The sequence below is a fragment of the Thiomonas sp. DCM-2 genome (assembly GCF_056820905.1).
The window spans coordinates 917,059-941,348 of record NZ_CM165962.1; the positions used below are offsets into that span (position 1 = coordinate 917,059).

Here is a 24,290-nt window from a genome sequence, read left to right on the forward strand (position 1 = left end):
GTCAGTGCTGCTGCGACTCCAGCACCCGCAGCAGGCTGGAGGTGTCGTCCTTGCCCCATCCGGCCTGCATCAGCGCGTCGAGCTGGCGCTGCACCTGCTCCAGGGCGGGCAGATGCAGCCCGGCGGCCTGTGCAGATGCGGCGATCAGGCCGAAATCCTTGGCGTGCAGCCGGGCCTCGATGCCTGCGCTGAAATCGCGCTCTGCCATTTTTGGCCCCATCAGATCGAGCATGCGGCTGCCGGCAAAGCCGGTGGAAATGGCACCGAGCACGGCCTGCGCGTCCACGCCCTGCCGCGTGGCATACAGCATCGCTTCGGCGATGGCCTCGATGGTGACCACCTGGATGAGCTGGTTGCACGCCTTGGCCACCTGCCCGCTGCCGCTCGGGCCCACATGACGCACGTTCTGCCCGAGCACGCGCAGCAGCGGCAGGGCGCGGTCGAACACCGCGGCGTCCCCTCCTGCCATGATGCTCAGGCTGGCCTGCTTTGCGCCGCCCACCCCGCCGGACACCGGGGCGTCGAGGAAGTGCAGCCCGACGGATTCGAGGATCTGCGCGATCTGACGCGCGCCCTCGGGGGCGATGGTGCTGTGGTCGATGCAGATCGTCCCCGGGCGGGCGCCGTGCATCACGCCATCTGGGCCGCAAAGCACTTCGCGCACATCGTCGGTCGAGGTCACGTTGGTGAAGACGAACGCCGCCTCCCGTGCTGCCTCGGCCGGCGTCGCGCACAGGCGCGCGCCCAGTTCCGCCGCTGCGGCGCGGGATGCTGCGCTGCGCGCATAAACCGAGGCGCTGCAGCCGTGCTGCAGCAAATGCGCCAGCATGGGGGTGCCCATCGCGCCCAGGCCGATGAATGTAATGGGGGTGCTCATCTCATCAGTGCGAACAGAATTTCAACAAAAGGTCACTAGGAAATTTGCATTTCGCCAAAACAAATAGCTGCCACCTATGAGGCGAATTGAAACTGTCCATTGGACGCAAGGGGACGCGTTCTCTACAGTGTGCATTGCAGCAAAAAAGAAGGTTCAACCTTCGTGCAAGGTCGGCCATCGGTCGATCGTCCATCCCAACCTCAAGGAGTCTCACATGTCTTTGATCAACACTGCAGTCAAGCCTTTCAAAGCCACCGCATTCCAGAATGGCAAGTTTTTTGACGTGACCGAGGCCAGCCTGAAGGGCAAATGGTCGGTGCTGGTGTTCTACCCCGCCGACTTCACCTTCGTCTGCCCGACCGAACTGGAAGACCTAGCCGACAACTACGACACCTTCAAGTCGCTCGGGGTGGAAGTGTATGGCGCGTCCACCGACACGCACTTCGCCCACAAGGCCTGGCACGACACCTCCGAGGCCATCAAGAAGGTCAAGTACCCGCTGATCGGCGACCCGACTGGCGCGCTGACCCGCAACTTCGACGTGATGATCGAGGAAGAGGGCCTGGCGCTGCGCGGCACCTTCCTGATCAACCCCGAGGGCGTGATCAAGCTGTGCGAAATCCATGACAACGGCATTGGCCGCGACGCCAAGGAACTGCTGCGCAAGGTGCAGGCGGCGCAGTATGTGGCCGCGCACCCGGGCGAGGTTTGCCCGGCCAAATGGAAGCAGGGCGACGCCACGCTCAAGCCCTCGCTTGACCTCGTCGGCAAGATCTGACCGATCTCGCGCTTGCTTTGAGCGCCCCCAGGGTCGGCTTGCTGACCTGACCTGCCCCCCGTGGGGGTCGACAAAACTTGGGGCGGCCCTGCGCTTCCCTGACAGCCCAGTCCGCTGTGCCGTGCGCAGCGGACTGGGACATTTCCATGCGAACAGGCCGCAGCTGCGTCCGTGGTCTGTCCATCTCCGAAGGAGCATCCCATGCTCGACGACACCCTGCAATCTCAACTCAAGGCCTACCTGGAGCGCGTGAAACAGCCCTTCGAGCTGGTCGCCTCGCTCGACGACAGCGAGAACGCCGCGCAGATGCGCAGCCTGCTGGAGCAGATCGCCAGCCTGTCCGAGCAGATTTCGGTGCGGTTCGATGGCACCGATGCGCGCCGCCCATCGTTTGCGTTGCAGCGACTGTCTGGCCCGGCACAGCATCTGCGCTTTGCCGCGATTCCGCTGGGGCACGAGTTCACCTCGCTGGTGCTGGCGCTGCTGTGGACTGGCGGCCACCCGCCCAAGGTCGAGGCCGAGACCATCGAGGCGATCCGTGCGCTGGACGGCGACTATCGCTTCGAGGTGTACATGTCGCTGAGCTGTCACAACTGCCCGGACGTGGTGCAGGCGCTGTCGCTGATGGCGGTGCTCAACCCGCGGGTGCAGACCGTGGTGATCGATGGCGCGCTGTATCAGGGCGAGGTCGAGGCCCGGCAGATCATGGCCGTGCCCACCGTGTACCTGAATGGCGAACTGTTCGGCAGCGGGCGCATGGATGTGGAGGAAATCGTCGCCAGGCTCGACGCAGGCTCCGCGCAGCGCGACGCTGCCCGGCTGAACGCCAAGGAGCCGTATGACGTGCTCATCGTCGGCGGCGGCCCGGCAGGTGCGGCTGCTGCGGTGTATGCGGCGCGCAAGGGCATTCGCGTGGGCATCGCTGCGGAGCGATTTGGCGGTCAGGTCAACGACACCCTGGCGATCGAGAACTACATCTCCGTGCTGGAGACCGACGGCCCGAAGTTCGCCCAGGCGCTCGAGGCCCATGTGCTGCAGTACGGCGTGGAGATTCTCAATCTGCAGCGCGCGGACAAGCTCATTCCTGCCGCGCAGCACGGAGGCATGATCGGCGTTCAGATGGCCAACGGCGGTCTGCTGCAGGCGCGCAGCGTGATCCTCTCGACCGGCGCGCGGTGGCGCAATGTCAATGTGCCGGGTGAGGCCGACTATCGCAACAAGGGCGTGGCCTACTGCCCGCATTGCGACGGCCCGCTGTTCAAGGGCAAGCGCGTGAGCGTGATTGGCGGCGGCAATTCCGGCGTGGAAGCGGCCATCGACCTCGCCGGGGTGGTGGCGCATGTCACCCTGCTCGAGTTCGCGCCCGAACTGCGCGCCGACGCGGTGCTGGTGAGCAAGCTGCGCAGTCTGCCCAATGTCACCATTCACACCCATGCGCAGACCACCGACATCACCGGCGACGGCAGCAAGGTGAACGGCCTGAACTACACCGACCGCAGCACGGGCGCGCGCCACCATCTGGAGCTGGAAGGCGTGTTCGTGCAGATCGGTCTGGTGCCCAATACCGAATGGCTCAAGGGCACGGTGGAGCTGAGCAAGTTCGGCGAGATCGTGGTCGACGCCAGAGGCGAGACCTCGGTGCCCGGCGTGTTCGCAGCGGGCGACGCGACTACCGTGCCGTACAAGCAGATCGTGATCGCTGCGGGTGATGGCGCCAAGGCCGCGCTGGGTGCGTTCGACTACCTGATCCGCACGCCGCAACCGCAGGCTGCCCACGTGGAAACGGTCTGAAGGGCGGGGTGGCCGATACACTCACCGTCACCCGTTTTTCCTCGCGAGAGCCGCCATGTTGCTGATGGTTTTATCCCCTGCCAAATCGCTCGACTACACCACGCCGCCCACGACGACCGCTGCCACCCAGCCGCAGTTCGTCCAGCAGGCCAAGGCGCTGGTTGACGGCCTGCGCAAGCAGAGCCCGCAGCAGCTCGGAGCACTGATGGGCATTTCCGACAAGCTCGCCGCGCTCAATGCTGCGCGCTTTGCCGAGTGGAAACCCAGCTTCACGCCGCAGGACAGCAAGCAGGCGGTGCTGGCGTTCAATGGCGACGTGTATGAGGGGCTGGACGCGCCCAGCCTGAGCGAGGCTGATCTGCAATGGGCGCAGCAGCATCTGCGTGTGCTCAGCGGTCTGTACGGCGTGCTGCGTCCGCTCGACCTGATGCGTCCCTATCGCCTGGAAATGGGAACTGCCTGGCCCAACCCCAAGGGCAAGGATCTGTATGCCTACTGGGGCAGCCAGATCGCCAAGGCGCTTGATGCCGACCTCGCCGCAGGCCTGGGCGAGCCGGTGCTGGTGAATCTGGCATCCGACGAATACTTCCGCAGCGTCGACCGCAAGGTGCTCAAGGCGCGGGTGGTGCAGCCCGTGTTCCAGGACGGCACGCCGCAGACCGGGTACAAGGTCGTGAGCTTTTACGCCAAGCGTGCGCGCGGCCTGATGGCACGTTACGTGATCCAGAACCGGCTGACCGAGGTCGAGCAGATCAAGGGCTTTGCCAGCGACGGTTACCGCTTCGTTCCGGGGGCGTCCAAGGCCGACCAGTGGGTGTTCCGCCGCGACAAGGCAGCATGAGCGCTCCGCACGGCCGCTCCGAAGGAGCGCTCAACTCCCTCGGGGAGTCGCGCGTCGCGCGGAGGGTCGTCCAGTGAGCGTGGCACCCATGCTCACGGTCTATGGCCTGAGCCAGTGCGACACGGTGCGACGCGCTCGGCAGTGGCTCGATGCGCAAGGTTTGGAATACCGCTTCGTCGATTTCAAAAAGACGCCGCCCAGCGCGACACAGATCGCGGCCTGGGCGGATGGGGTCGGCTGGGACATTCTGCTGAACAAGCGCGGCACGACCTGGCGCAAGCTCGATCCAGCCGTGCAGTCCGGTGTGGTGGACGCCGCAAGTGCCGTGGCGCTGCTGGCGCAACACCCCAGCGCCATCAAGCGCCCGGTGGTGGAGGGCGGCAAGGCGCTGCTGGTGGGGTTCGACCCTGCACAGTGGCGCGAAGCCTTACTGTGAAATGCGCCGCGCCAGATAGGCGCCCAGTGCCAGCAGGGTGAGGGTGGGGGGCAGCCCCCAGGCGGCTGGGATGACCGAGGCATCGCACACATGCAGGTTGGGGCTGTGGCAGTTCAGGTTCTCGTCCACCAGTTCGCCCAAACGCACGCTGCCGCCCGGATGCGCAGCGACCCAGGGCGAGACATAGGGTTTGCCGCTGCCAGCGGCGCGCAGCACGGCACGCGCCTGCGTCACCCCGGCCTGCATGCGATGCCTGTCCGCCGCGCCGAAACGGCGCCAGGGGCGGCCATGCGTATCGATCCGGCCGTCGATGTCGTCGCGGATTTTCACCATGATCATCGCGGTATGGCCATAGCTGAGCAATTGATCGGGCCGACCCGCCGCCCAGGTGAATGCGCGAAAAAAATTGCCCGGAATGGTGATGTCCGACAGCATGTAGCCGGCGTCTGCGTCGAAGTAACCGGCGGACATCGAGATTTCCTGCGGCGCGCGGGCAATCGGCAGGTGACCCATGACGATGCGCAGTGGATCGCAGAAAAAGCCATTTCCCGCCTGCTCCACGCCGCTGTGCTGCAGGATGGCCGGGCTAGCAATGCCGCCGGCGCTGAGAATCACCCGGCCGGCAGGGAATGTCTGAATGGCGCCGTTGCTGTGTGCTTCCACCCCGACTGCGCGTCCTTGCGAGAACAGCACGCGCAGCACCTGCACTCCGGTGTGCAGATGTGCGCCTGCTTTCACCGCCTGTTGCAGCAGGCGGTGGCTGGACCAGAATGCCTCGGGTGGGCAGCTTCCATCGTGGCAGTGCGACTGGTCGATCATCTTGGGCAGGGGCTGCCACGGCAAACCGAGCGACTGTCCCGCCTGCATCAGCCGCGAGGCCACCGGGGCCATCAGGTCCGGCCGCAGCGGGGCGTGCGGCAATTCGCTCAGAACCTCCTGTTCCAGCGGCGCGGACAGATCGACACCATGCCGCGCAAACAGGGCCAGCGGCGGGGGCGTTGCGGTGTGATAGAAGGTGACCGAGCCGCCGCCCAACCGCAGGCTGCGCAGGAGTACCACGCCGGGCGCGATCTGCATCGCCTCCTTCCGGCGCAGCAGCTTGAGCAGATTGGTGCCCGGCGGAGGGCCAGAGCCCTGCTCCAGTATGCGGACCCGCGCGCCGATGCGTGCCAGATCGCGCGCCACCTGGGCTCCCGCCGGGCCGGAGCCCACGACGAGCACGTCGGGTATCGGCGCGGCGTCAGCCATGCGGGCGCGGTGTGGTGAAAACGATCAGGCGGCCAGCAGTTGGCGCAGCACGAAGGGCAGGATGCCGCCGTGCTGGTAGTAATCGACCTCGATCGGGGTGTCGATGCGCAGCCGCAGCTTGACTTCCTTCTTGCTGCCGTCGGCGCGGGTGATCACCAGCAGCGCATCCTGTTGCGGACGCAGGGTGTCGCCCAGTTCGATGGCGAAGGTCTCGTTGCCCTGGATGCCCAGCGACTGCCAGGAATCGTTGCCCAGGAACTGCAGCGGCAGCACGCCCATGCCCACCAGGTTGGAGCGGTGGATGCGCTCGAAGCTGCGCGCCACCACGGCCTTCACGCCCAGCAGTTGCGTGCCCTTGGCAGCCCAGTCGCGACTGGAGCCGGTGCCGTATTCCTCTCCGGCGAAGATGATGGTCGGCGTGCCGTCTGCGATGTATTGCATCGCGGCGTCATAGATGAACATCTTCTTGCCCGAGGGCTGGAACAGCGTGACGCCGCCTTCCTCGCGCGAGCCGTCTGCGCCAGCCGGAATCATCAGGTTCTTGATGCGCACGTTGGCGAAGGTGCCGCGCATCATCACCTCATGATTGCCGCGGCGCGAGCCGTAGGAATTGAAGTCGGCCTTGAGCACACCGTTGGCCTGCAGCCACTGGCCGGCGGGCGAACTGTCCTTGATCGAGCCGGCCGGTGAAATGTGATCGGTGGTGATCGAGTCGCCAAACAGCGCCAGCGCCTTCGCCCCGCGCACATGCAGGGACGTGCTGGCGGGTTGCATGCCGAACCCGGCGAAGAACGGCGGTTCGGCGATGTAGGTGCTCCTGGGCCAGTCATACACCTCACCCTTGACACCTTCGATCTTTTTCCAGAGCTTGCCGGGATTGGCGGCAACCTGGGCGTAGTTCTCCTTGAACACCTTGGGGTTCATCGCGAACTTCATCAGCTTGGCGACTTCGTCGCTGCTCGGCCAGATGTCGCCCAGATACACCGGCTTGCCGCCCTTGCCGTAGCCCACCGGCTCGGTCATCAGGTCGCGGCGCACCGTGCCGGCAATGGCATAGGCAACGACCAGCGGCGGGCTGGCGAGGAAGTTGCCCTTGATGTTGGGGTGAATGCGTGCCTCGAAATTGCGGTTGCCCGACAGCACCGCGGTGCACACCAGGTTGTTGTCCACCACGGTCTTCTCGATCTCGGGTGCCAGCGGCCCGGCGTTGCCGATGCAGGTGGTGCAGCCGTAGGCGGCAACGTCGAAACCCAGTTTTTCCAGGTAGGGCAGCAGGCCAGCCTTGTCCAGGTACTCGGTGACCACGCGCGAGCCGGGGGCCAGTGAGGTCTTGATGTGCTTCTTGACCTTGAGCCCGGCTTCCACGGCCTTCTTCGCCAGCAGGCCGGCCGCCAGCAGCACGCTGGGGTTGGAGGTGTTGGTGCAGGACGTGATGGCGGCAATGAGCACGTCGCCATCGGCGATGTCGATGCCTGTGGGGGCATGCGCAGCGCGGGCGTGGGCCGCTTCATCGGTGGAGCGGTTGTCCACCATCTCCACCACGTCGCGTTCGGCACCGGGTTCGGTCAGCGGGGCCTCACCGTTGCCGTTGGTTCCTGCAACGGAAAAGCGCTGTTGCAGGCGCTCGCCCGGCTGGTTGAACCCGTTGTCAGCCACCGGTGCCGAGAACAGGGTCTCGAACTGTTGCTTGACCTGGCCCAGCTCGATGCGGTCTTGCGGGCGCTTGGGCCCAGCCAGCGACGGCGCAACCGTGCCCAAGTCGAGCGTGAGCACCTGCGAGTAATCGATCTGCCCGGCCTTGGGCACGCCGAACAGCTTCTGTGCCTTGAAATAGGCCTCGAACAGCTCGATTTCGGCCTTGGTGCGGCCGGTGCCCTTGAAGTAGTCGATGGTCTTGTCGTCCACCGGGAAGAACCCCATGGTCGCGCCATATTCGGGCGCCATATTGCCGATGGTGGCGCGGTCGGTGACCGACAGGCTGGCCGTGCCTTCGCCAAAGAACTCGACGAACTTGCCCACCACCTTGGCCTTGCGCAGCATTTCGGTGACGGTCAGCACCAGGTCGGTGGCGGTCACGCCGCCGCGCAGCTTGCCCTTGAGTTCCACGCCCACCACATCGGGGGTGAGGAAGTACACCGGCTGGCCGAGCATCGCGGCCTCGGCCTCGATGCCGCCCACGCCCCAGGCCACCACGCCGATGCCGTTGATCATGGTGGTGTGGCTGTCCGTGCCCACCAGGGTGTCGGGATAGGCCACGCCGTCACGGGTCTTGTGCACGCCACGCGCCAGGTACTCGAGGTTGACCTGGTGCACGATGCCGAACCCGGGTGGCACGACGCCGAAGGTGTCGAACGCCTGCATGCCCCACTTCATGAACTGGTAACGCTCGCGGTTGCGCTGAAACTCGAGCTGCATGTTCAGGTCGAGCGATTTCTTGCTGCCGTAGGAGTCGATCATCACCGAGTGATCGACCACCAGATCGACCGGCACCAGCGGTTCGATCGCCTTGGGGTTTTTGTGCATGCGCGCGGCGACGCTGCGCATCGCGGCCAGGTCGGCCAGCAGCGGCACGCCGGTGAAGTCCTGCAGCACCACGCGGGCCACGACGAAGGGAATTTCATCGGTGCGCGTGGCATTGGGTTTCCATGCGGCGAGCTGCCTGACATGGTCTGCGCTGACTTTCTTGCCATCGCAGTTGCGCAGCACCGACTCGAGCACGATGCGGATGGATACCGGCAGGCGCGACAGGTCTGTGCCGAGTTCCTTGGCGAGCTGGGGCAGGGAGTAGAACGACGCGCTCTTGCCCGAGGCGGTCTTGAAGGTCTTGCGTGTCTTGGCAAACGCGTGCGGGGCGCTGGCGGGTTGGGCTGGCATGGAGGACTCCGGGTTCAGATGACGTACAGATCGACATAGTCGTGGACGGGCATGGACTCAAGCAAATTCTGATCCAGCGACACGTCGGCAATGGCCTTTTGCTGCTTGCCCGGAAAGCGCCGCGCCAGATTGGTGCGGAACTTGGCTTCGAGCAGCGGAATGCCGTCGGCGCGGCGGCGCTTGTGGCCGATGGGATACTCGACCACCACTTCGGGCAGCACCGTGCCGTCGTTGAGCGTGACGGTCAGCGCATTGGCGATGGAGCGCTTGTCCGGGTCGTGATAGTCGCGGGTGAACTGCGGGTCTTCGACGCAGGTGATCTTGTCGCGCAGCGCGTCGATGCGCGGGTCGGCGGCAACCGCGTCTTCATAGTCAGCCGCAGTGAGCCGGCCAAACAGCAGCGGCACGGCGACCATGTACTGGATGCAATGATCGCGGTCGGCCGGGTTGTTCAACGGGCCTTTCTTGTCGATGATGCGGATGCAGGCCTCGTGGGTGCGGATGACGATGCGCGCGATGTCGTCCGCGCTCTTGCCCGCTGCGCGAAGTTGCTGGTGCAGGGTCATCGCTGCTTCCACCGCGGTCTGGCTGTGGAACTCTGCCGGAAAGCTGATCTTGAACAGCACGTTCTCCATTACATAGCTGCCATAGGACCGCTGGAACTTGAACGGCTGACCGCGGAAGCTCACGTCGTAAAAGCCCCAGGTCCTGGCGGTGAGCACGCTGGGGTAGCCCATCTCGCCGGTCTTGGCGATGAGTGCCAGGCGCACGCCGCGGCTGGTGGCGTCGCCCGCGGCCCAGCTCTTGCGGCTGCCGGTATTGGGCGCGTGACGATAGGTGCGCAGCGACTGACCATCGACCCAGGCCAGCGAGACGGCGTTGATGATCTCCTCGCGCGACAGGCCCAGCATGCGCGCCACCACCGCGGTGGTCGCCACCTTGACCAGCACCACATGGTCGAGCCCGACCTTGTTGAAGCTGTTTTCCAGAGCGATCACGCCCTGGATTTCATGCGCCTGGATCATCGCGGTGAGCACGTCGCGCATGACCAGCGGCTTCTTGCCCACGGCCACGGCGTTGCGGCTCATCCAGTCGGCCACGGCGAGGATGCCGCCCAGGTTGTCCGACGGATGACCCCATTCTGCCGCCAGCCAGGTGTCGTTGAAATCCAGCCAGCGGATCATCGCGCCGATGTTGAACGCGGCCTGCACCGGGTCGAGCTGGAACTGCGTGCCCGGCACCTTGGCGCCGTGCGGAACGATGGTGCCCGGCACGACCGGGCCGAGCAGCTTGGTGCAGGCAGGGTATTCCAGCGCTTCCAGTCCGCAGCCGAGGGTGTCGATCAGGCAGTTGCGCGCGGTCAGGTAGGCCAGCGGGCTGTCGATCTCGGTGTGGAGAACGTAGTCGGCAATGTCGACCAGAACCTGGTCAGGGGCGGGGCGGACGTTGGAAATCGCTGAGGACATGGAGAAAAAAGGGCTAGTGGATGGGGACGCAATCGTCGGCCAGTCGCGTCATGTTCTTCTTGTCGAACAACATGCTCTTGGTCGGGATCTGGATGAGGACGAAGCCAGCCTTGGCATCGTCGAAGTGATAGGCGCCAGTGGACGTGGGCTTGCGCTTGAGCAGGTAGTGCTTGCGGTTCCAGGTCACCAGGACCTCCTGGTCGTTGGCGGCCTCGACCTTGATGTCCATGGGTTCCTGCCGCGAACCGCACAGCATGCGGCCATCCTTGAACGCAAAGACCGGGTTCACATCGGGATAGCCGTTATCGGTGCCCACGGGCTGGGCTTGTGCCGTTTGAGGCGAGAGCAGGGCGGGCGTGGCCGCAGCAGCGGCCACCGTGGTGGCCTGCGCTGCAGGCTTGACCTTGGTCTTTGCCTTGCGGGTTGGGGTGGGCTTGCTTGCCGTGCCGGATTCGCCAGCGGCGTGGGCTGGCAGGGCGAGGGTGAAGGACAGGCCGAGCAGGCCGCAAAGCAGGGATAACTTGCGCTTCATATCAGACGACTCCACGACTGGACCACGGGAAAAGACCGCTCCAGGTCGTTGTGAGTGGCCAATCAGGCGCGACTGCATGATGAAGAATGCGCACGACCGGACTCAGGAACGCTGTGCGAGCGGCACGAACTGCAGATTTTCCGGGCCAGTGTAATTCGCGCTGGGACGAATGATCTTGTTGTCCTGTCGCTGCTCCACAACATGCGCGCTCCAGCCGCTGGTGCGCGAAATCACGAACAGCGGGGTGAACATCGCAGTGGGCACGCCCATTTTCTGATAGCTCACGGCGCTGAACCAGTCGAGATTGGGGAACATTTTTTTCACGTCCCACATCACCGCTTCCAGCCGGTCGGCAATGGCGAACAGCCGCATGTCGTTCTGGTCGGCCGACAGACGGCGTGCGACTTCCTTGATGACCTTGTTGCGCGGATCGGCGATGGTGTAGACCGGATGGCCGAAGCCGATGACCACCTCCTTGTTGGCCACGCGGGCGCGGATGTCGGTCTCGGCCTCGTCCGGGTTGGCATAGCGGCTCTGGATGTCGAACGCCGCCTCGTTGGCGCCGCCGTGCTTGGGGCCGCGCAGCGCGCCGATCGCGCCGGTGATGGCGCTGAACATGTCACTGCCGGTGCCGGCGATCACCCGCGCGGTGAAGGTCGAGGCGTTGAACTCGTGTTCGGCATAGAGGATCAGCGAGGTGTGCATCGCCCGCTCCCACAGCGCGCTGGGCTTGTGGCCATGCAGCAGATGCAGGAAGTGGCCGCCGATGGAGTCGTCATCGGTCTCGACCTCGATGCGCCGTCCATTGACCGCCCAGTGCCACCAGTACAGCAGCATCGAACCCTGGCAGGCCATGAGCTTGTCGGCGATGTCGCGTGCCCCGGCGATGTTGTGATCGTCCTTCTCTGGCATCACGCAGCCCAGCACCGACACTCCGGTACGCAGCACATCCATCGGGTGCGCCGATGGTGGCAACTGCTCCAGCGCGGTCTTGACCGCGGCGGGCAGGCCGCGCAGCCGCTTGAGCTTGGTCTTGTAGGCAGCGAGCTCGGACACATTGGGCAGCTTGCCATGCACCAGCAGATGCGCCACTTCCTCGAACTCGCAGGCCTCGGCCAGATCGAGAATGTCGTAGCCGCGGTAGTGCAGATCGTTGCCGGTGCGTCCGACGGTGCACAGCGCGGTGTTGCCCGCAGGCACGCCAGAGAGCGCGACCGATTTCTTGGGCTTGAAGCCCGCGCCGCTGGGGGCGGTATCGTCACTCATGGGTTGTCTCCTCGTCCCTCGTCATGGGTTGGTTTTTCCGGAAAACAGCGCGTCCAGGCGCTGTTCATAGGCGTGATAACCGATGCTGTCGTAGAGTTCGGCGCGGGTCTGCATCAGCGGCAGCACGGCTTGCTGGGTGCCGTCGCGCCGGATGGTCTGGTAGACGGTCTGCGCGGCCTTGTTCATCGCGCGGAAGGCCGACAGCGGATACAGCGCCATCGCCACCCCGGCGCTGCGCAATTCGTCCACGGTGAACAGCGGCGTGGCGCCGAATTCGGTGATGTTGGCCAGCAGCGGCACGCCGACCGCGGCGCCGAAGCGCCGGTAGGTGTCCAGATCGACCGCGGCCTCGGCAAAGATGGCGTCCGCGCCGGCTGCGGCGCAGGCACGGGCGCGGTCGATCGCTGCGTCCAGCCCTTCCACTGCGATCGCGTCAGTGCGGGCGATGATGAAAAACGCCGGATCGGTGCGGGCATCGACCGCGGCCTTGATGCGGTCGACCATTTCCGCGCTGCTGACGATTTCCTTGCCGGGCCGGTGGCCGCAGCGCTTGGCGCCCACCTGATCCTCGATGTGCATCGCGGCCGCGCCGAACTTGATCAGGCTCTTGACCGTGCGCGCGATGTTGAATGCGCTCGGGCCAAAGCCCGTGTCCACGTCCACCAGCAGCGGCAGGTCGCACACATCGGTGATGCGGCGCACATCGGTGAGCACATCGTCCAGGGTGTTGATGCCCAGATCGGGCAGGCCCAGCGAACCGGCCGCAACACCACCGCCCGAAAGATAAATGGCGCGGAAGCCCGCATGCTGCGCCAGCAGCGCATGGTTGGCGTTGATCGCTCCCACGATCTGCAGCGGGCTTTCCTGCGAGAGGGCGAGGCGGAAGCGCTCGCCGGCACTTGGCATGGTTGTCATGTTGCGTGCGGGGCCTTACAGCAGATGCTGCACACCGGCCTTTTCCTCTTCCAGCTCGGCCAGGGTCTTGTTGATGCGTTCCTGCGAGAAGGCGTCAATGGGCAGATCGCGCACCAGCTGGTACTCACCGTTCGCACAGGTGACCGGAAAACCGAACATGGTGTCTTTGGGGATGCCGTAGGAGCCGTCCGACGGAATGCCCATGCTGACCCACTTGCCATGGGTGCCCAGCACCCAGTCGTGCATGTGGTCGATCGCGGCATTGGCGGCAGACGCCGCCGAGCTCAACCCGCGCGCCTCGATGATGGCCGCGCCGCGCTTGCCCACGGTGGGCAGGAACACCTCGCGGTTCCAGGTTTCGTCGTTGATCAGATCCTTGACCGACTGTCCGCCCACGGTGGCGAAGCGGTAATCGGCATACATGGTGGGCGAGTGGTTGCCCCAGACGCAGACCTTTTCCAGGTCGGCCACGGGCTTGCCGGTCTTGGCGGCCAGTTGGCCGAGTGCGCGGTTGTGATCCAGGCGCAGCATGGCGGTGAAGTTCTTCGATGGCAGGTCGGGCGCGGACTTCATTGCGATATAGGCATTGGTGTTGGCCGGGTTGCCGACCACCAGGGTCTTGACCGTGCGCTTGGCCACGGCGTTGAGCGCCTTGCCCTGCGCGGTGAAGATCTGCGCATTGGCCGACAGCAGATCGCGCCGCTCCATGCCCGGGCCGCGCGGGCGGGCGCCCACCAGCAGGGCGTAGTCCACGTCCTTGAACGCGGTGTTCGGGTCGCCATGCGCGCTCATGTCGGCCAGCAGCGGAAAGGCGCAGTCTTCCAGTTCCATCATCACGCCCTTGAGCGCCTTTTGCGCCTTCTCGTCAGGGATTTCGAGCAGTTGCAGGATGACCGGCTGATCGGCGCCGAGCATCTGGCCGGAAGCAATGCGAAACAACAGTGCGTAGCCGATCTGGCCGGCTGCACCGCTGACAGTGACGCGTACGGGGGCTTTGGACATGGGAAACTCCTGGTTCGGTGAGAATCGAGCGCGGATCGGCGCGCCGTTGTGCACTGCAGTATCCGGGCGAGTGTAGGCCTCGCATTTCGCTGCGTCAATCACTCATCTGTCTTATATAAGATGTTTTTTATCAAACTCTGGACAGGGTGATCGCACCTGTGCTGCAATGCACGGCATGATGGTGTCACGCACTGCTCCCGATCCAGCGCCCGAGGCGCAAGCGCCCACCGCCGCGCCCAATCCGAGTTTCAGCCCGCTGTACCGGCAGATCAAGGGCTTGATCACGCGCGGGCTGCAGCACGGTGACTGGAAGCCGGGTGAACTCATTCCCAGCGAGGCCGATCTGGCGCGGCGCTTTGGCGTCAGTCAGGGGACGGTGCGCAAGGCGGTGGACGAACTTGCCGCCGAGGGGCTTCTGCTGCGCCGCCAGGGGCGGGGCACATTCGTGTCCACGCATCACGAGGAGCGGGTGAAATTTCGCTTCCTGCGCCTGGTGCCGGACGGTGCGGGTGAGGGGGGGCGTCCCGTACCGCAGCCGATGGATCGCCAGTTTCTGGAGTGCAAGCGCACCCGCACCTCGCAGGAAGTGGCGCGTGCGCTCGGCATCAAGCCCGGTGAAAGTGTCACGCAGATCCGGCGTTTGCTGCTGCTGGCGGGCAGCCCCGTGGTGTACGAAGACATTTACCTTCCTGGCCCCGCCTTTCGCGCGCTGACGGCGGAGCGGCTGGAAAGTTATCGTGGGCCGCTGTATGCGTTGTTCGAGTCGGAGTTTTCCACCCGCATGGTGCGTGCGGAGGAAAAGCTGCGCGCGGTCAACGCCAACGAGCAGGAAGCCAGGCTTCTGCAGGTCAGGGAGGCAGAGGCCCTGCTGCTCGTGGAGCGCCTGTCGTTCAGCTATGGTGAGCTGCCTGCTGAATACCGTCGTGGCCTGTACAACACCCGCCATCACCACTACCGCAACGAGCTGAGCTGAGGAGCGCATGTAGAGACACAGATCTTGAATGGGTTGTCTGCATGCTGCAATGCAATAGACTGGAAGCACAAACATAATTTCGACGCGTCTTGCCGTGACGTCGAAGACACCGAACACCGGCATTTCGCCCTGCATCTTTCGTTCACAACGAGGTCAGCGTCATGACAAAGCCTGCTTCGCCACCGGCACGGCCGGTTTACCGCAATATCCACATCACCCAGATCGTCAGGTACCGATTGCCGCTGGCGGGCATCGTCTCCATCCTGCACCGGGTCAGCGGTGCGGTGATGTTTCTGGCGCTGCCGCTGGTGCTGTGGGTGTTCGACGACAGCCTGCGCAGCCCTGACAGCCACGCTGCGATCGCGCAGTTTTTGTCGAACTGGTTCGTCAAGCTCATTCTTCTGGGCCTGTTCTGGGCGCTGATGCATCACCTCGTGGCCGGTGTGCGGCACTTGTGGATGGACGCCTTTCATGCCGTGAGCAAGGCGCAGGGTCGGCAACTGGCACTCATCACCTTTGGGGTGTCGCTCGGTCTGACCGCGTTGTTTGGCCTCAAGCTGCTGGGAGCGTACTGAAATGGCGCACGACAACATTGGAAACAAGCGCCTTGTCGTCGGCGCGCATTACGGCCTGCGCGACTGGATGGCGCAGCGCGTCACTGCCGCGGTCATTGCGGTGTTCACCCTGGTCCTGCTGACGTATTTCCTCGCTCCCGGCCCGCTCGACTACGACCGCTGGCACGGCCTGTTTGCGCAGCAGTGGATGAAATTGCTGACCTTCGTCACGGTGCTGGCGCTGATCTATCACGTCTGGGTGGGGATGCGCGACATCTGGATGGATTACGTCAAACCCGTGTGGGTGCGGCTGCTGCTGCAGATCGGCACCATTGTGTGGCTATTGGCTTGCGCGGGCTGGGCCCTGCAAGTGTTGTGGAGAGCGTAAATGCAGGTCAGCAATCGCAAATTCGATGTGGTGGTGGTGGGCGCGGGCGGCTCGGGGCTGCGCTGTGCGCTGCAACTCGCGCGTGCCGGGCTGGATGTGGCGGTGCTGTCCAAGGTGTTTCCCACCCGTTCGCATACCGTGGCGGCGCAGGGCGGCATCGGCGCTTCTCTGGGCAACATGAGCGAGGACAACTGGTACTGGCACATGTTCGACACGGTCAAGGGCTCGGATTACCTGGGTGACCAGGACGCCATCGAGTTCATGTGCCGCGAGGCGCCGAGCGTGGCCTACGAGCTGGAACACATGGGCATGCCCTTTGACCGCAACCCGGACGGCACCATCTACCAGCGGCCCTTCGGCGGTCACACCGCCAATTTCGGTGAAAAAGCGGTGCAGCGGGCCTGCGCTGCGGCGGATCGCACCGGCCACGCCATGCTGCATACGCTCTATCAGCAGAACGTGGCTGCGCGCACCCATTTCTTTGTGGAGTGGATGGCACTGGATCTGATTCGCGATGCCGAAGGCGACGTGCTCGGCGTGGTTGCACTCGAAATGGAAACCGGTGACGTCACCATTTTCGAGGGCAAGACCACGGTGCTGGCGACCGGCGGAGCAGGGCGTATCTTTGCCGCCAGCACCAACGCCTTCATCAATACAGGAGACGGACTGGGCATGGCGGCGCGCGCCGGCATTCCGCTGCAGGACATGGAGTTCTGGCAGTTCCACCCCACCGGTGTGGCTGGCGCCGGGGTGCTGATCACCGAAGGCGTGCGCGGCGAGGGCGGCATTCTGCTCAACGCCAATGGCGAGCGCTTCATGGAACGCTACGCCCCCACCTACAAAGATCTGGCGCCGCGCGACTACGTCTCGCGCTCGATGGATCAGGAGATCAAGGAAGGTCGCGGAGCGGGGCCGCGCAAGGATCATGTGCTGCTCAAGCTCGACCACCTGGGTGCAGAGACCATCATGAAGCGGCTGCCGTCGATTCGCGACATTGCCATTCGCTTTGCCAATGTCGATCCGATCAAGGAGCCCATTCCGGTCGTGCCCACCATCCACTACCAGATGGGTGGCGTCCCGGCGAACATTCACAGCCAGGTGGTCGTGCCGCAAGGCGACAACGCCTCAGCGGTGATTGGCGGCCTCTATGCCATTGGCGAGTGCTCGTGCGTGAGCGTGCACGGCGCCAATCGGCTGGGCACCAATTCCCTGCTCGATCTGATGGTGTTCGGCCGCTCGGCGGGCAACCACATCATCGCCAGCGAAGCGCACAAGCGTCCGCACAAGCCCCTGCCAGCCGGTGCCGCCGATCGCTCGCTGGCGCGTCTTGCCCAGCTCGATGCGTCCACGAGCGGCGAAGGCAGCCATGTCGTGGCCGATGCCATCCGCGCGGCGATGCAGACCCACTGTGGTGTGTTCCGCACCGAAAAACTCATGGCAGAGGGTGTGCAGGCCATTGCCGACATTGCGGCGCAGGTCGACCGCATCCATCTCAAGGACAAGTCCAGGGTGTTCAACACCGCCCGCATCGAAGCGCTGGAGGTCGACAACCTGATCGAGGTCGCCAAGGCCACCATCGTCTCGGCCGAGGCCCGCAAGGAAAGCCGTGGCGCGCACTACCACAACGACCACACCGAGCGCGACGACCACGACTGGCTCAAGCACACCCTGTGGTGGCGCGAGGGCAACCGCCTGAGCTACAAGCCCGTGCAGCTCAAGCCCTTGACCGTCGAGCCCTTCAAGCCCAAGGCCCGCACATTCTGATGGATCAACCGCCCGCATGATGGCGGGCACGAGGAGCGCACATGAGCGAGACGCGCAAGATGAAGTTTTCGATCTACCGTTACGATCCGGACAAGGACGCCCGGCCCCGGATGCAGGACTACGAGGTGACACTCCGGCACACCGACAAGATGCTGCTCGACGCCATCCAGCGCATCAAGTGGGAACTGGATGACTCGCTGTCCATCCGCCGTTCCTGCCGCGAAGGTGTGTGTGGCTCGGACGCGATGAACATCAACGGGAAGAACGGCCTGGCCTGCATCACCAATCTGCTCACCCTCAGGGAGCCCGTGGTGCTCAAGCCGCTGCCGGGACTGCCGGTGATCCGCGACCTGATCGTGGACATGACCCAGTTCTTCAACCAGTACCACTCGATCAAGCCCTATCTGGTCAACAACACCCCGCCGCCGGAAAAGGAACGGCTGCAAAGCCCTGCGGAGCGCGAGGAACTCAACGGTCTGTACGAGTGCATTCTGTGCGCAAGCTGCTCCACCTCCTGCCCGAGCTTCTGGTGGAACCCCGACAAGTTCGTCGGTCCGGCCGGTTTGCTGCAGGCCTACCGCTTCATTGCCGACAGCCGCGACGAAGCCACCGGCGAGCGGCTGGACAACCTGGAAGACCCCTACCGCCTGTTCCGCTGCCACACCATCATGAACTGCGTGGACGTCTGCCCGAAAGAACTCAATCCCACGCTCGCCATCAGCAAGATCAAGGAAATGATGGTGCGTCGCGCCGTCTGAACACGCCATGTTGCCAGCCGCCGCTCCCGCCGACGCCGCAGATCTGTCCCGGTTGCGCTGGCGTGCCCGTCGCGGCATGCTGGAAAACGACCTGATCCTGCAGCGCTATTTCTCGCAGTGCGAAGTTCCGTTGAGCACCGAAACGGTTTCCGCGCTGAATGCCTTGCTGGCGCTCGACGACAACACCCTGTTCGACCTGTTCCTGCGCAAGGAGCAACTCCCCAAAGAGCTGGATCAGCCACAGGTCCGAGAGTTGCTCGATGTGCTGCAGCGTTTGTGAATCCAGCACCCTCGTGTTTTGCATCATTCCGTCCTCGGAGTCAGGCTCCGGGAGCTTCAATACACAATCCCCGGAGATCAGAAAATGACCCCTTCAAGCGATAAAGCCACACTGACTTTCACGGACGGCGCGCCCAGTATCGATCTGCCGATCTACAAGGGCACCATCGGCCCGGACGTGATCGACATCCGCAAGCTCTATGGGCAGACCGGCAAGTTCACCTACGACCCGGGCTTTCTGTCCACAGCGTCGTGCAGCTCGGCCATTACCTACATCGACGGCGACAAGGGCGAACTGCTCTACCGCGGCTACCCCATCGAGCAGATCGCCGTGCAGTGCGATTACCTGGAGACCTGCTACCTCATCCTCTACGGCGAGCTGCCCAACGCCCAACAGAAGAAGGCGTTTGCCGACCGCGTGACCCAGCACACCATGGTGCACGAGCAGATGCAGTTCTTCCTGCGCGGCTTCCGCCGCGACGCGCACCCGATGGCCGTGCTCACCGGGCTGGTCGGCGCGATGTCGGCGTTCTACCCCGACTCGATCAACGTCAACGACCCCGAGCAGCGCGACATCTCCGCCATCCGCCTGATCGCCAAGATGCCTACGCTGGTGGCGATGGCCTACAAGTACAACATGGGCCAGCCCTATATGTATCCGCGCAATGAGCTGAGCTATGCCGGCAACTTCATGCGCATGATGTGGGCCACCCCCTGCGAGGACTACGAGCCCAACCCGGTGATCGAGCGCGCGCTCGACCGCATCTTCATCCTGCACGCCGATCACGAGCAGAACGCCTCCACCTCCACGGTGCGGCTGTGCGCTTCCAGTGGCACCAACCCCTTCGCGGCCATCGCGGCTGGTGTGGCCTGCCTGTGGGGCCCGGCGCATGGCGGCGCCAACGAAGCCTGCCTGAACATGCTCGACGAGATCCAGGCGCAGGGCGGGGTGGCCAAGATCGGCGAGTTCATCGAAAAGGTCAAGGACAAGAACTCCTCGGTGCGGCTGATGGGGTTTGGTCACCGCGTCTACAAGAACTACGACCCGCGCGCCAAGCTCATGCGCGAAACCTGCCATGAAGTGCTCGACGCCCTCGGCCTGCACAACGACCCGCTGTTCAAGCTGGCCATGACCCTGGAGAAAATCGCACTGGAAGACGACTACTTCATCCAGCGCAAGCTCTATCCGAATGTCGACTTCTACTCCGGCATCGTGCAGAAGGCCATCGGCGTGCCGGTGTCGCTGTTCACCGCCAACTTTGCGCTGGCGCGCACCGTGGGCTGGATTGCACAGCTCAACGAAATGCTCACCGACCCCGAGTACAAGATCGGCCGTCCACGCCAGTTGTTCACAGGGTCGGTGCGGCGCGATATCAAGCCGCTGGCCGAACGCGGCTGAGCCGCAGGTGTTGCACCCGATGTCCCCAAAAGCCGCGCACTGCGCGGTTTTTGGTTTTTCAATTCGCCGCGCATTCAGCGCTCATGGGCTCAGGGCGAGCGGCAGCAGCATCACCAGCTTGTATTCCGGTTGCAGCGCGGCACGCAGGGTCAATTGCTCATAGACCAGCCGCCCGTGCTGCGGATGATGGAATCGACGTTCCCCACCTTCGCGTTGCTGCACGTCATTGAGTTTCCAGAGGGCGGCGAATTCCGGGCTTTGGGCGCGCAAGACCTCGATCAACTCGCGCACGGGCTCCGTCTGCAGGCGGTGACCGCAATCTGCGCGGAACTCCGCCACCAGCCGTTGCGAGCGCAGCGGCCAGTCCTCAATCAGCATGCGCGCCTGCGGGTTGAGAAACAGAAAGCGCAGCAAATTGGGCGGCGCGTTCCCGGTGCTCTGGCCAGGTGAGGGGGCGAGCCACTGCAAAAACAGATCGGCGGCACGTGCATTGCCGGCCACCACGTCCCAACGCTGATTGAGCACATAGGCCGGACTGTCGATCGCCTGCACGCTGCGCAGCACCGCACTCACGGCGTTGGTCGCGGCCAGCGGCTCGGCCGGATCGCGCCGCCGCGCCAGCTCGAATAGATAGGCGCGCTCCGCAGCGGTGAGTTGCAGCGCCTGCGCCAGTCGCTCCAGGGTCTTGGTCGACGCGGCAACCTCCCGGCCCTGCTCCAGCCAGGTGATCCAGGTGGCGCTGATGCCGCACAGCGCGGCGAGTTCCTCCCGGCGCAGGCCGGGCGCGCGGCGACGGCCCGTTGCGGGCAGGCCTGCTGCCGCAGGCGACAGACGGTTGCGGTGCAGTCGGATGAACTCGCCAAGCAAGCGATTGCCCGGATGTGGATCGGTCGGAGTCGTCGGTGCAGGGATGGACATGGCAGATGCGCAGAAGTGGCTTGCACAGGCTGGTGCATTTTTATACCAGGATATTTTTTCATCTTGTACCAGGAAATGGATGCCTTTATCTTTTGTCTCGAACCGCATGACAGCGGCAGGGTCCGGAGGGCATCGCATGAAACAGCACGCATTGACCGCACAACAGTTTGGCACCACGGCCCAGGCCTATCTGTCCAGCGCCGTGCATGCGCAGGGGGACGACTTGCGCCGTCTCGGTACGCTGGTGCGCCAGTTGCAAGTGGGCAGCGCGCTGGACCTCGGTTGCGGGGCGGGGCATGCCAGTTTCGCCCTGGCTGCTGCTGGAGCGCAGGTCACCGCCGTCGACCTTGCTTCCGAAATGCTGGAGATCGTTGCGTGCGAGGCAGCGGCACGGCAGTTGACCGGGCTGCGCACGCAACAGGCATCGGTCGATGCCCTGCCGTTTGACGCGGGCCGTTTCGACCTGGTGGTCACCCGGTTTTCCGCGCATCACTGGCTCGATGTCACGGCGGCGCTGCGCGAGGCGCGCCGGGTGATCAAGCCGAGCGGAACGCTGGTCGTCATCGATGTCGTGGCGCCGGAGTCGCCCCTGTGCGACACCCTGCTGCAGACCGTGGAAATCCTGCGCGACGCCTCGCATGTGCGCGATTACCGCCTGTCCGAATGGCGCGAACTGCTCCGACAGGCCGGGTTCGCCGTGCCCAGGACGGACGACTGGACGCTGACCATGGAATTTGCATCATGGGTGGCCCGCATGCGCACGCCGGAACTGCGGGTGCAGGCCATTCGCGATGTGTTCGCACAAGCGCCGCAGGAAGCGCGCGCAGCGTTTCGCCTGCAGTCGGACGGCTCGTTCGATCTGCCGGTCGCGTGGATGCAGACCCAGCCGAACGCAGGATGAACCGCTCCAACTAAAATCAACCTTTGATGACAAGTCTTGTGCGCGTCAAGCGCCAGACTGAGGAGAAACCAATGGGCCGAACGCTGTACGACAAACTGTGGGACGAGCATGTGGTGCGCTCGGAAGAAGACGGCACCGCGCTGCTCTATATCGACCGCCATCTGGTGCACGAAGTCACCAGCCCGCAGGCGTTTGAAGGGTTGCAGCTCGCCGGACGCAAAGTCTGGCGTCTGAGCGCCAATCTGGCGGTGGCCGACCACAATGTGCCGACCACGGACCGCTCGGAAGGCATTGCCGACCCGATCTCGCGTCTGCAGGTCGAGACTCTCGACGCCAATTGTGCGGCCAACGGTATCACCGAGTTCCGCATGAACGACCGGCGCCAGGGCATCGTGCATGTCATCGGCCCCGAGCAGGGCGCCACCCTGCCGGGCATGACCGTGGTCTGCGGCGACTCGCACACCAGCACCCACGGTGCGTTCGGTGCGCTGGCGTTCGGCATCGGCACCAGCGAGGTCGAGCATGTGCTGGCCACGCAGACGCTGCTGGCGCCCAAGATGAAGAACATGCTGGTGCGGGTGGACGGCCCGCTGCCTGTGGGCTGCCGCGCCAAGGACATCGCGCTGGCCATCATCGGCAAGATCGGCACCGCCGGGGGCACGGGCTACACCATCGAGTTTGCCGGCAGCACCATTTCGGCGCTGTCGATGGAAGGTCGCATGACCCTGTGCAATATGGCGATCGAAGCCGGCGCCCGCGCCGGGCTGGTTGCGGTGGATGACACCACCATCAACTACGTGCGCGGCCGTCCCTTCGCGCCCACCGGCGTGGCCTGGGACATGGCGGTGCAGTACTGGCGCGGCCTGCATACCGATGCGGACGCAACATTCGACCGCGTGGTCACGCTCGACGCCCGCGAACTGGTGCCGCAGGTCACTTGGGGCACCTCGCCCGAAATGGTGTTGCCCATTGATGCCCGCGTGCCGGATCCCGACAAGGAGAAAGACGCCAACAAGCGCTCGGCCATGGAGCGTGCGCTCACCTACATGGGTCTGGAGCCGAACAAGGCCATCACCGACATCCGCATCGACAAGGTGTTCATCGGTTCGTGCACCAACTCGCGCATCGAAGACCTGCGCGACGCCGCGCAAGTGGTGTCCGGTCGGCATATCGCCACCAACGTGCGTCAGGCCCTGGTGGTGCCGGGTTCTGGCCTGGTGAAAGCGCAGGCCGAGGCCGAGGGGCTGGACAAGATTTTCAAGGCCGCCGGTTTCGAGTGGCGCGAGCCCGGCTGTTCCATGTGCCTGGCGATGAACGCCGACCGCCTGGAGCCGGGCGAGCGCTGCGCGTCCACCTCCAACCGGAACTTCGAGGGGCGGCAGGGCGCGGGCGGCCGGACCCATCTGGTCAGCCCGGCAATGGCTGCGGCAGCGGCCATCGCCGGACATTTTGTCGATGTGCGCAAACTCTGACCCATCCACCCGTGTTTTTCAGGAGATCGAAATGAAACCTCTGCTGTCCATTCTTCTGCTTGCCGCCACGCTGCTTTCCCTGTCCGCCTGCAATACCGTGGCGGGCGTGGGCCAGGATCTCAAGGCGGGTGGCCAGGCCATCACCAATGCGGCTGACAAGTCGAAATAACTCGCCAACACCGCGGCAGCGCGGACATACACCATGGAAAAATTCGTCGTCCACAAGGGACTTGTTGCGCCAATGGATCGCGACAACGTCGACACCGACGCCATCATCCCCAAGCAGTTCCTGAAGTCGATTCATCGCACCGGATTCGGCCCCAATCTGTTCGACGAATGGCGCTATCTCGACCACGGCGAACCCGGGCAAGACCCGGCCTCGCGCAAGCCCAACCCCGATTTCGCGCTCAATCAGCCGCGCTATCACGGCGCGAGCATCCTGCTGGCGCGCGACAACTTCGGTTGTGGTTCCTCGCGCGAGCACGCGCCCTGGGCGCTGCAGCAATATGGCTTTCGCGCCATCATTGCCAGCAGCTTTGCCGACATCTTCTACAACAACTGCTTCAAGAATGGCGTGCTGCCCATCGTGCTGTCCAAGATGCAAGTGGCGCGGCTGTTTGACGAACTCTATGGTTTCGTCGGCTACACCCTCACCATCGACCTGCCGCGGCAGGTCGTGGTCAAGCCCGATGGCACCGAACTCCCCTTCGAGGTGGGTGACTTCCGCAAGCACTGCCTGATCAACGGGCTGGACGACATCGGCCTCACGCTCGCCCATGCGCAGGAAATCCGCGCCTATGAGGCCGAACGCCTGGCACGCATGCCCTGGCTCGACAACCGCATTCTTTAACGCCAACG

At 64.4% G+C, this 24,290-nt stretch carries 24 protein-coding genes; 15 read left to right on the forward strand and 9 right to left on the reverse strand.

Annotated elements, in window-relative coordinates:
- Nucleotide 1: 1 nt before the first annotated feature.
- Nucleotides 2-877: an NAD(P)-dependent oxidoreductase gene (locus AC1ZQA_RS04470; RefSeq protein ID WP_482678618.1), complete on the reverse strand. Its 876-nt coding sequence runs from the start codon at nt 875-877 to the stop codon at nt 2-4.
- Between the two features lie 214 nt (nt 878-1,091).
- Between AC1ZQA_RS04470 and ahpC the strand changes: the two genes are divergently transcribed.
- From ahpC to AC1ZQA_RS04490, 4 genes are all read left to right on the forward strand, one after another.
- Nucleotides 1,092-1,655, forward strand: a complete 564-nt coding sequence (gene ahpC / locus AC1ZQA_RS04475; RefSeq protein ID WP_482678619.1) for an alkyl hydroperoxide reductase subunit C — start codon at nt 1,092-1,094, stop codon at nt 1,653-1,655.
- Between the two features lie 201 nt (nt 1,656-1,856).
- Nucleotides 1,857-3,446 (forward strand): alkyl hydroperoxide reductase subunit F, encoded by a 1,590-nt coding sequence (ahpF, locus tag AC1ZQA_RS04480; protein WP_482678620.1) that lies wholly within the window; start codon nt 1,857-1,859, stop codon nt 3,444-3,446.
- 55 nt (nt 3,447-3,501) lie between these two features.
- The gene (gene yaaA / locus AC1ZQA_RS04485) at nt 3,502-4,287 is read left to right on the forward strand and encodes a peroxide stress protein YaaA (protein ID WP_482678621.1); all 786 of its coding nucleotides are present in this window, start codon (nt 3,502-3,504) and stop codon (nt 4,285-4,287) included.
- 88 nt (nt 4,288-4,375) lie between these two features.
- Entirely contained in the window at nt 4,376-4,723 is a 348-nt protein-coding gene (locus AC1ZQA_RS04490; protein ID WP_482679273.1) for an arsenate reductase, read from the forward strand.
- Here AC1ZQA_RS04490 and AC1ZQA_RS04495 read toward each other — a convergent pair.
- From AC1ZQA_RS04495 to AC1ZQA_RS04525, 7 genes are all read right to left on the reverse strand, one after another.
- Nucleotides 4,715-5,971, reverse strand: coding sequence for a GMC family oxidoreductase N-terminal domain-containing protein (locus AC1ZQA_RS04495; protein WP_482678622.1), 1,257 nt, complete (start codon nt 5,969-5,971; stop codon nt 4,715-4,717). The two genes, AC1ZQA_RS04490 and AC1ZQA_RS04495, sit on opposite strands and share 9 nt — an antisense overlap.
- Nucleotides 5,972-5,995: 24 nt before the next feature.
- On the reverse strand, nt 5,996-8,845 hold the full coding sequence (gene acnA / locus AC1ZQA_RS04500; RefSeq protein ID WP_482678623.1) for an aconitate hydratase AcnA: 2,850 nt from the start codon (nt 8,843-8,845) through the stop codon (nt 5,996-5,998).
- A 14-nt stretch (nt 8,846-8,859) separates the two neighbouring features.
- A complete protein-coding gene (locus tag AC1ZQA_RS04505) occupies nt 8,860-10,311 on the reverse strand; it encodes a bifunctional 2-methylcitrate dehydratase/aconitate hydratase (protein ID WP_482678624.1) in 1,452 nt (483 codons plus the stop codon).
- Between the two features lie 13 nt (nt 10,312-10,324).
- A complete protein-coding gene (locus AC1ZQA_RS04510; RefSeq protein WP_482678625.1) occupies nt 10,325-10,843 on the reverse strand; it encodes a hypothetical protein in 519 nt (172 codons plus the stop codon).
- 102 nt (nt 10,844-10,945) lie between these two features.
- Nucleotides 10,946-12,109, reverse strand: a complete 1,164-nt coding sequence (prpC, locus tag AC1ZQA_RS04515) for a bifunctional 2-methylcitrate synthase/citrate synthase (protein WP_482678626.1) — start codon at nt 12,107-12,109, stop codon at nt 10,946-10,948.
- A 21-nt stretch (nt 12,110-12,130) separates the two neighbouring features.
- The gene (prpB, locus tag AC1ZQA_RS04520; RefSeq protein ID WP_482678627.1) at nt 12,131-13,024 is read right to left on the reverse strand and encodes a methylisocitrate lyase; all 894 of its coding nucleotides are present in this window, start codon (nt 13,022-13,024) and stop codon (nt 12,131-12,133) included.
- 15 nt (nt 13,025-13,039) lie between these two features.
- Nucleotides 13,040-14,026, reverse strand: coding sequence for a malate dehydrogenase (locus tag AC1ZQA_RS04525; RefSeq protein WP_482678628.1), 987 nt, complete (start codon nt 14,024-14,026; stop codon nt 13,040-13,042).
- A gap of 166 nt (nt 14,027-14,192) precedes the next feature.
- Here AC1ZQA_RS04525 and AC1ZQA_RS04530 point away from each other — a divergent pair, with 166 nt between their 5' ends.
- From AC1ZQA_RS04530 to gltA, 7 genes are all read left to right on the forward strand, one after another.
- Nucleotides 14,193-14,999, forward strand: a complete 807-nt coding sequence (locus AC1ZQA_RS04530; protein ID WP_482678629.1) for a GntR family transcriptional regulator — start codon at nt 14,193-14,195, stop codon at nt 14,997-14,999.
- A 161-nt stretch (nt 15,000-15,160) separates the two neighbouring features.
- Nucleotides 15,161-15,574: a succinate dehydrogenase, cytochrome b556 subunit gene (gene sdhC / locus AC1ZQA_RS04535; RefSeq protein WP_482678630.1), complete on the forward strand. Its 414-nt coding sequence runs from the start codon at nt 15,161-15,163 to the stop codon at nt 15,572-15,574.
- 1 nt (nt 15,575) lies between these two features.
- Nucleotides 15,576-15,941 carry a succinate dehydrogenase, hydrophobic membrane anchor protein gene (gene sdhD / locus AC1ZQA_RS04540; protein ID WP_482678631.1) on the forward strand — a complete coding sequence of 122 codons (366 nt, stop codon included), beginning with the start codon at nt 15,576-15,578 and terminating at the stop codon, nt 15,939-15,941.
- Nucleotides 15,942-17,705, forward strand: a complete 1,764-nt coding sequence (gene sdhA / locus AC1ZQA_RS04545; RefSeq protein ID WP_482678632.1) for a succinate dehydrogenase flavoprotein subunit — start codon at nt 15,942-15,944, stop codon at nt 17,703-17,705.
- A 41-nt stretch (nt 17,706-17,746) separates the two neighbouring features.
- Complete coding sequence (locus tag AC1ZQA_RS04550; protein ID WP_482678633.1) at nt 17,747-18,463, forward strand: succinate dehydrogenase iron-sulfur subunit; 717 nt, start codon at nt 17,747-17,749, stop codon at nt 18,461-18,463.
- A gap of 7 nt (nt 18,464-18,470) precedes the next feature.
- Complete coding sequence (locus AC1ZQA_RS04555) at nt 18,471-18,743, forward strand: FAD assembly factor SdhE (protein ID WP_482678634.1); 273 nt, start codon at nt 18,471-18,473, stop codon at nt 18,741-18,743.
- 84 nt (nt 18,744-18,827) lie between these two features.
- Entirely contained in the window at nt 18,828-20,141 is a 1,314-nt protein-coding gene (gene gltA / locus AC1ZQA_RS04560; protein WP_482678635.1) for a citrate synthase, read from the forward strand.
- An 81-nt stretch (nt 20,142-20,222) separates the two neighbouring features.
- Here the strand turns inward: gltA and AC1ZQA_RS04565 are convergent, their stop codons facing one another.
- On the reverse strand, nt 20,223-21,059 hold the full coding sequence (locus tag AC1ZQA_RS04565; RefSeq protein ID WP_482678636.1) for a helix-turn-helix transcriptional regulator: 837 nt from the start codon (nt 21,057-21,059) through the stop codon (nt 20,223-20,225).
- A 136-nt stretch (nt 21,060-21,195) separates the two neighbouring features.
- On the opposite strand from AC1ZQA_RS04565, the gene AC1ZQA_RS04570 reads away from it, so the two are divergent.
- From AC1ZQA_RS04570 to leuD, 4 genes are all read left to right on the forward strand, one after another.
- Nucleotides 21,196-21,960, forward strand: coding sequence for a class I SAM-dependent methyltransferase (locus tag AC1ZQA_RS04570; protein ID WP_482678637.1), 765 nt, complete (start codon nt 21,196-21,198; stop codon nt 21,958-21,960).
- A gap of 71 nt (nt 21,961-22,031) precedes the next feature.
- Nucleotides 22,032-23,432, forward strand: coding sequence for a 3-isopropylmalate dehydratase large subunit (gene leuC, locus AC1ZQA_RS04575; RefSeq protein WP_482678638.1), 1,401 nt, complete (start codon nt 22,032-22,034; stop codon nt 23,430-23,432).
- A gap of 31 nt (nt 23,433-23,463) precedes the next feature.
- On the forward strand, nt 23,464-23,601 hold the full coding sequence (locus AC1ZQA_RS04580; RefSeq protein WP_482678639.1) for an entericidin A/B family lipoprotein: 138 nt from the start codon (nt 23,464-23,466) through the stop codon (nt 23,599-23,601).
- Between the two features lie 33 nt (nt 23,602-23,634).
- Nucleotides 23,635-24,282: a 3-isopropylmalate dehydratase small subunit gene (gene leuD, locus AC1ZQA_RS04585; RefSeq protein ID WP_482678640.1), complete on the forward strand. Its 648-nt coding sequence runs from the start codon at nt 23,635-23,637 to the stop codon at nt 24,280-24,282.
- Nucleotides 24,283-24,290: the final 8 nt, after the last annotated feature.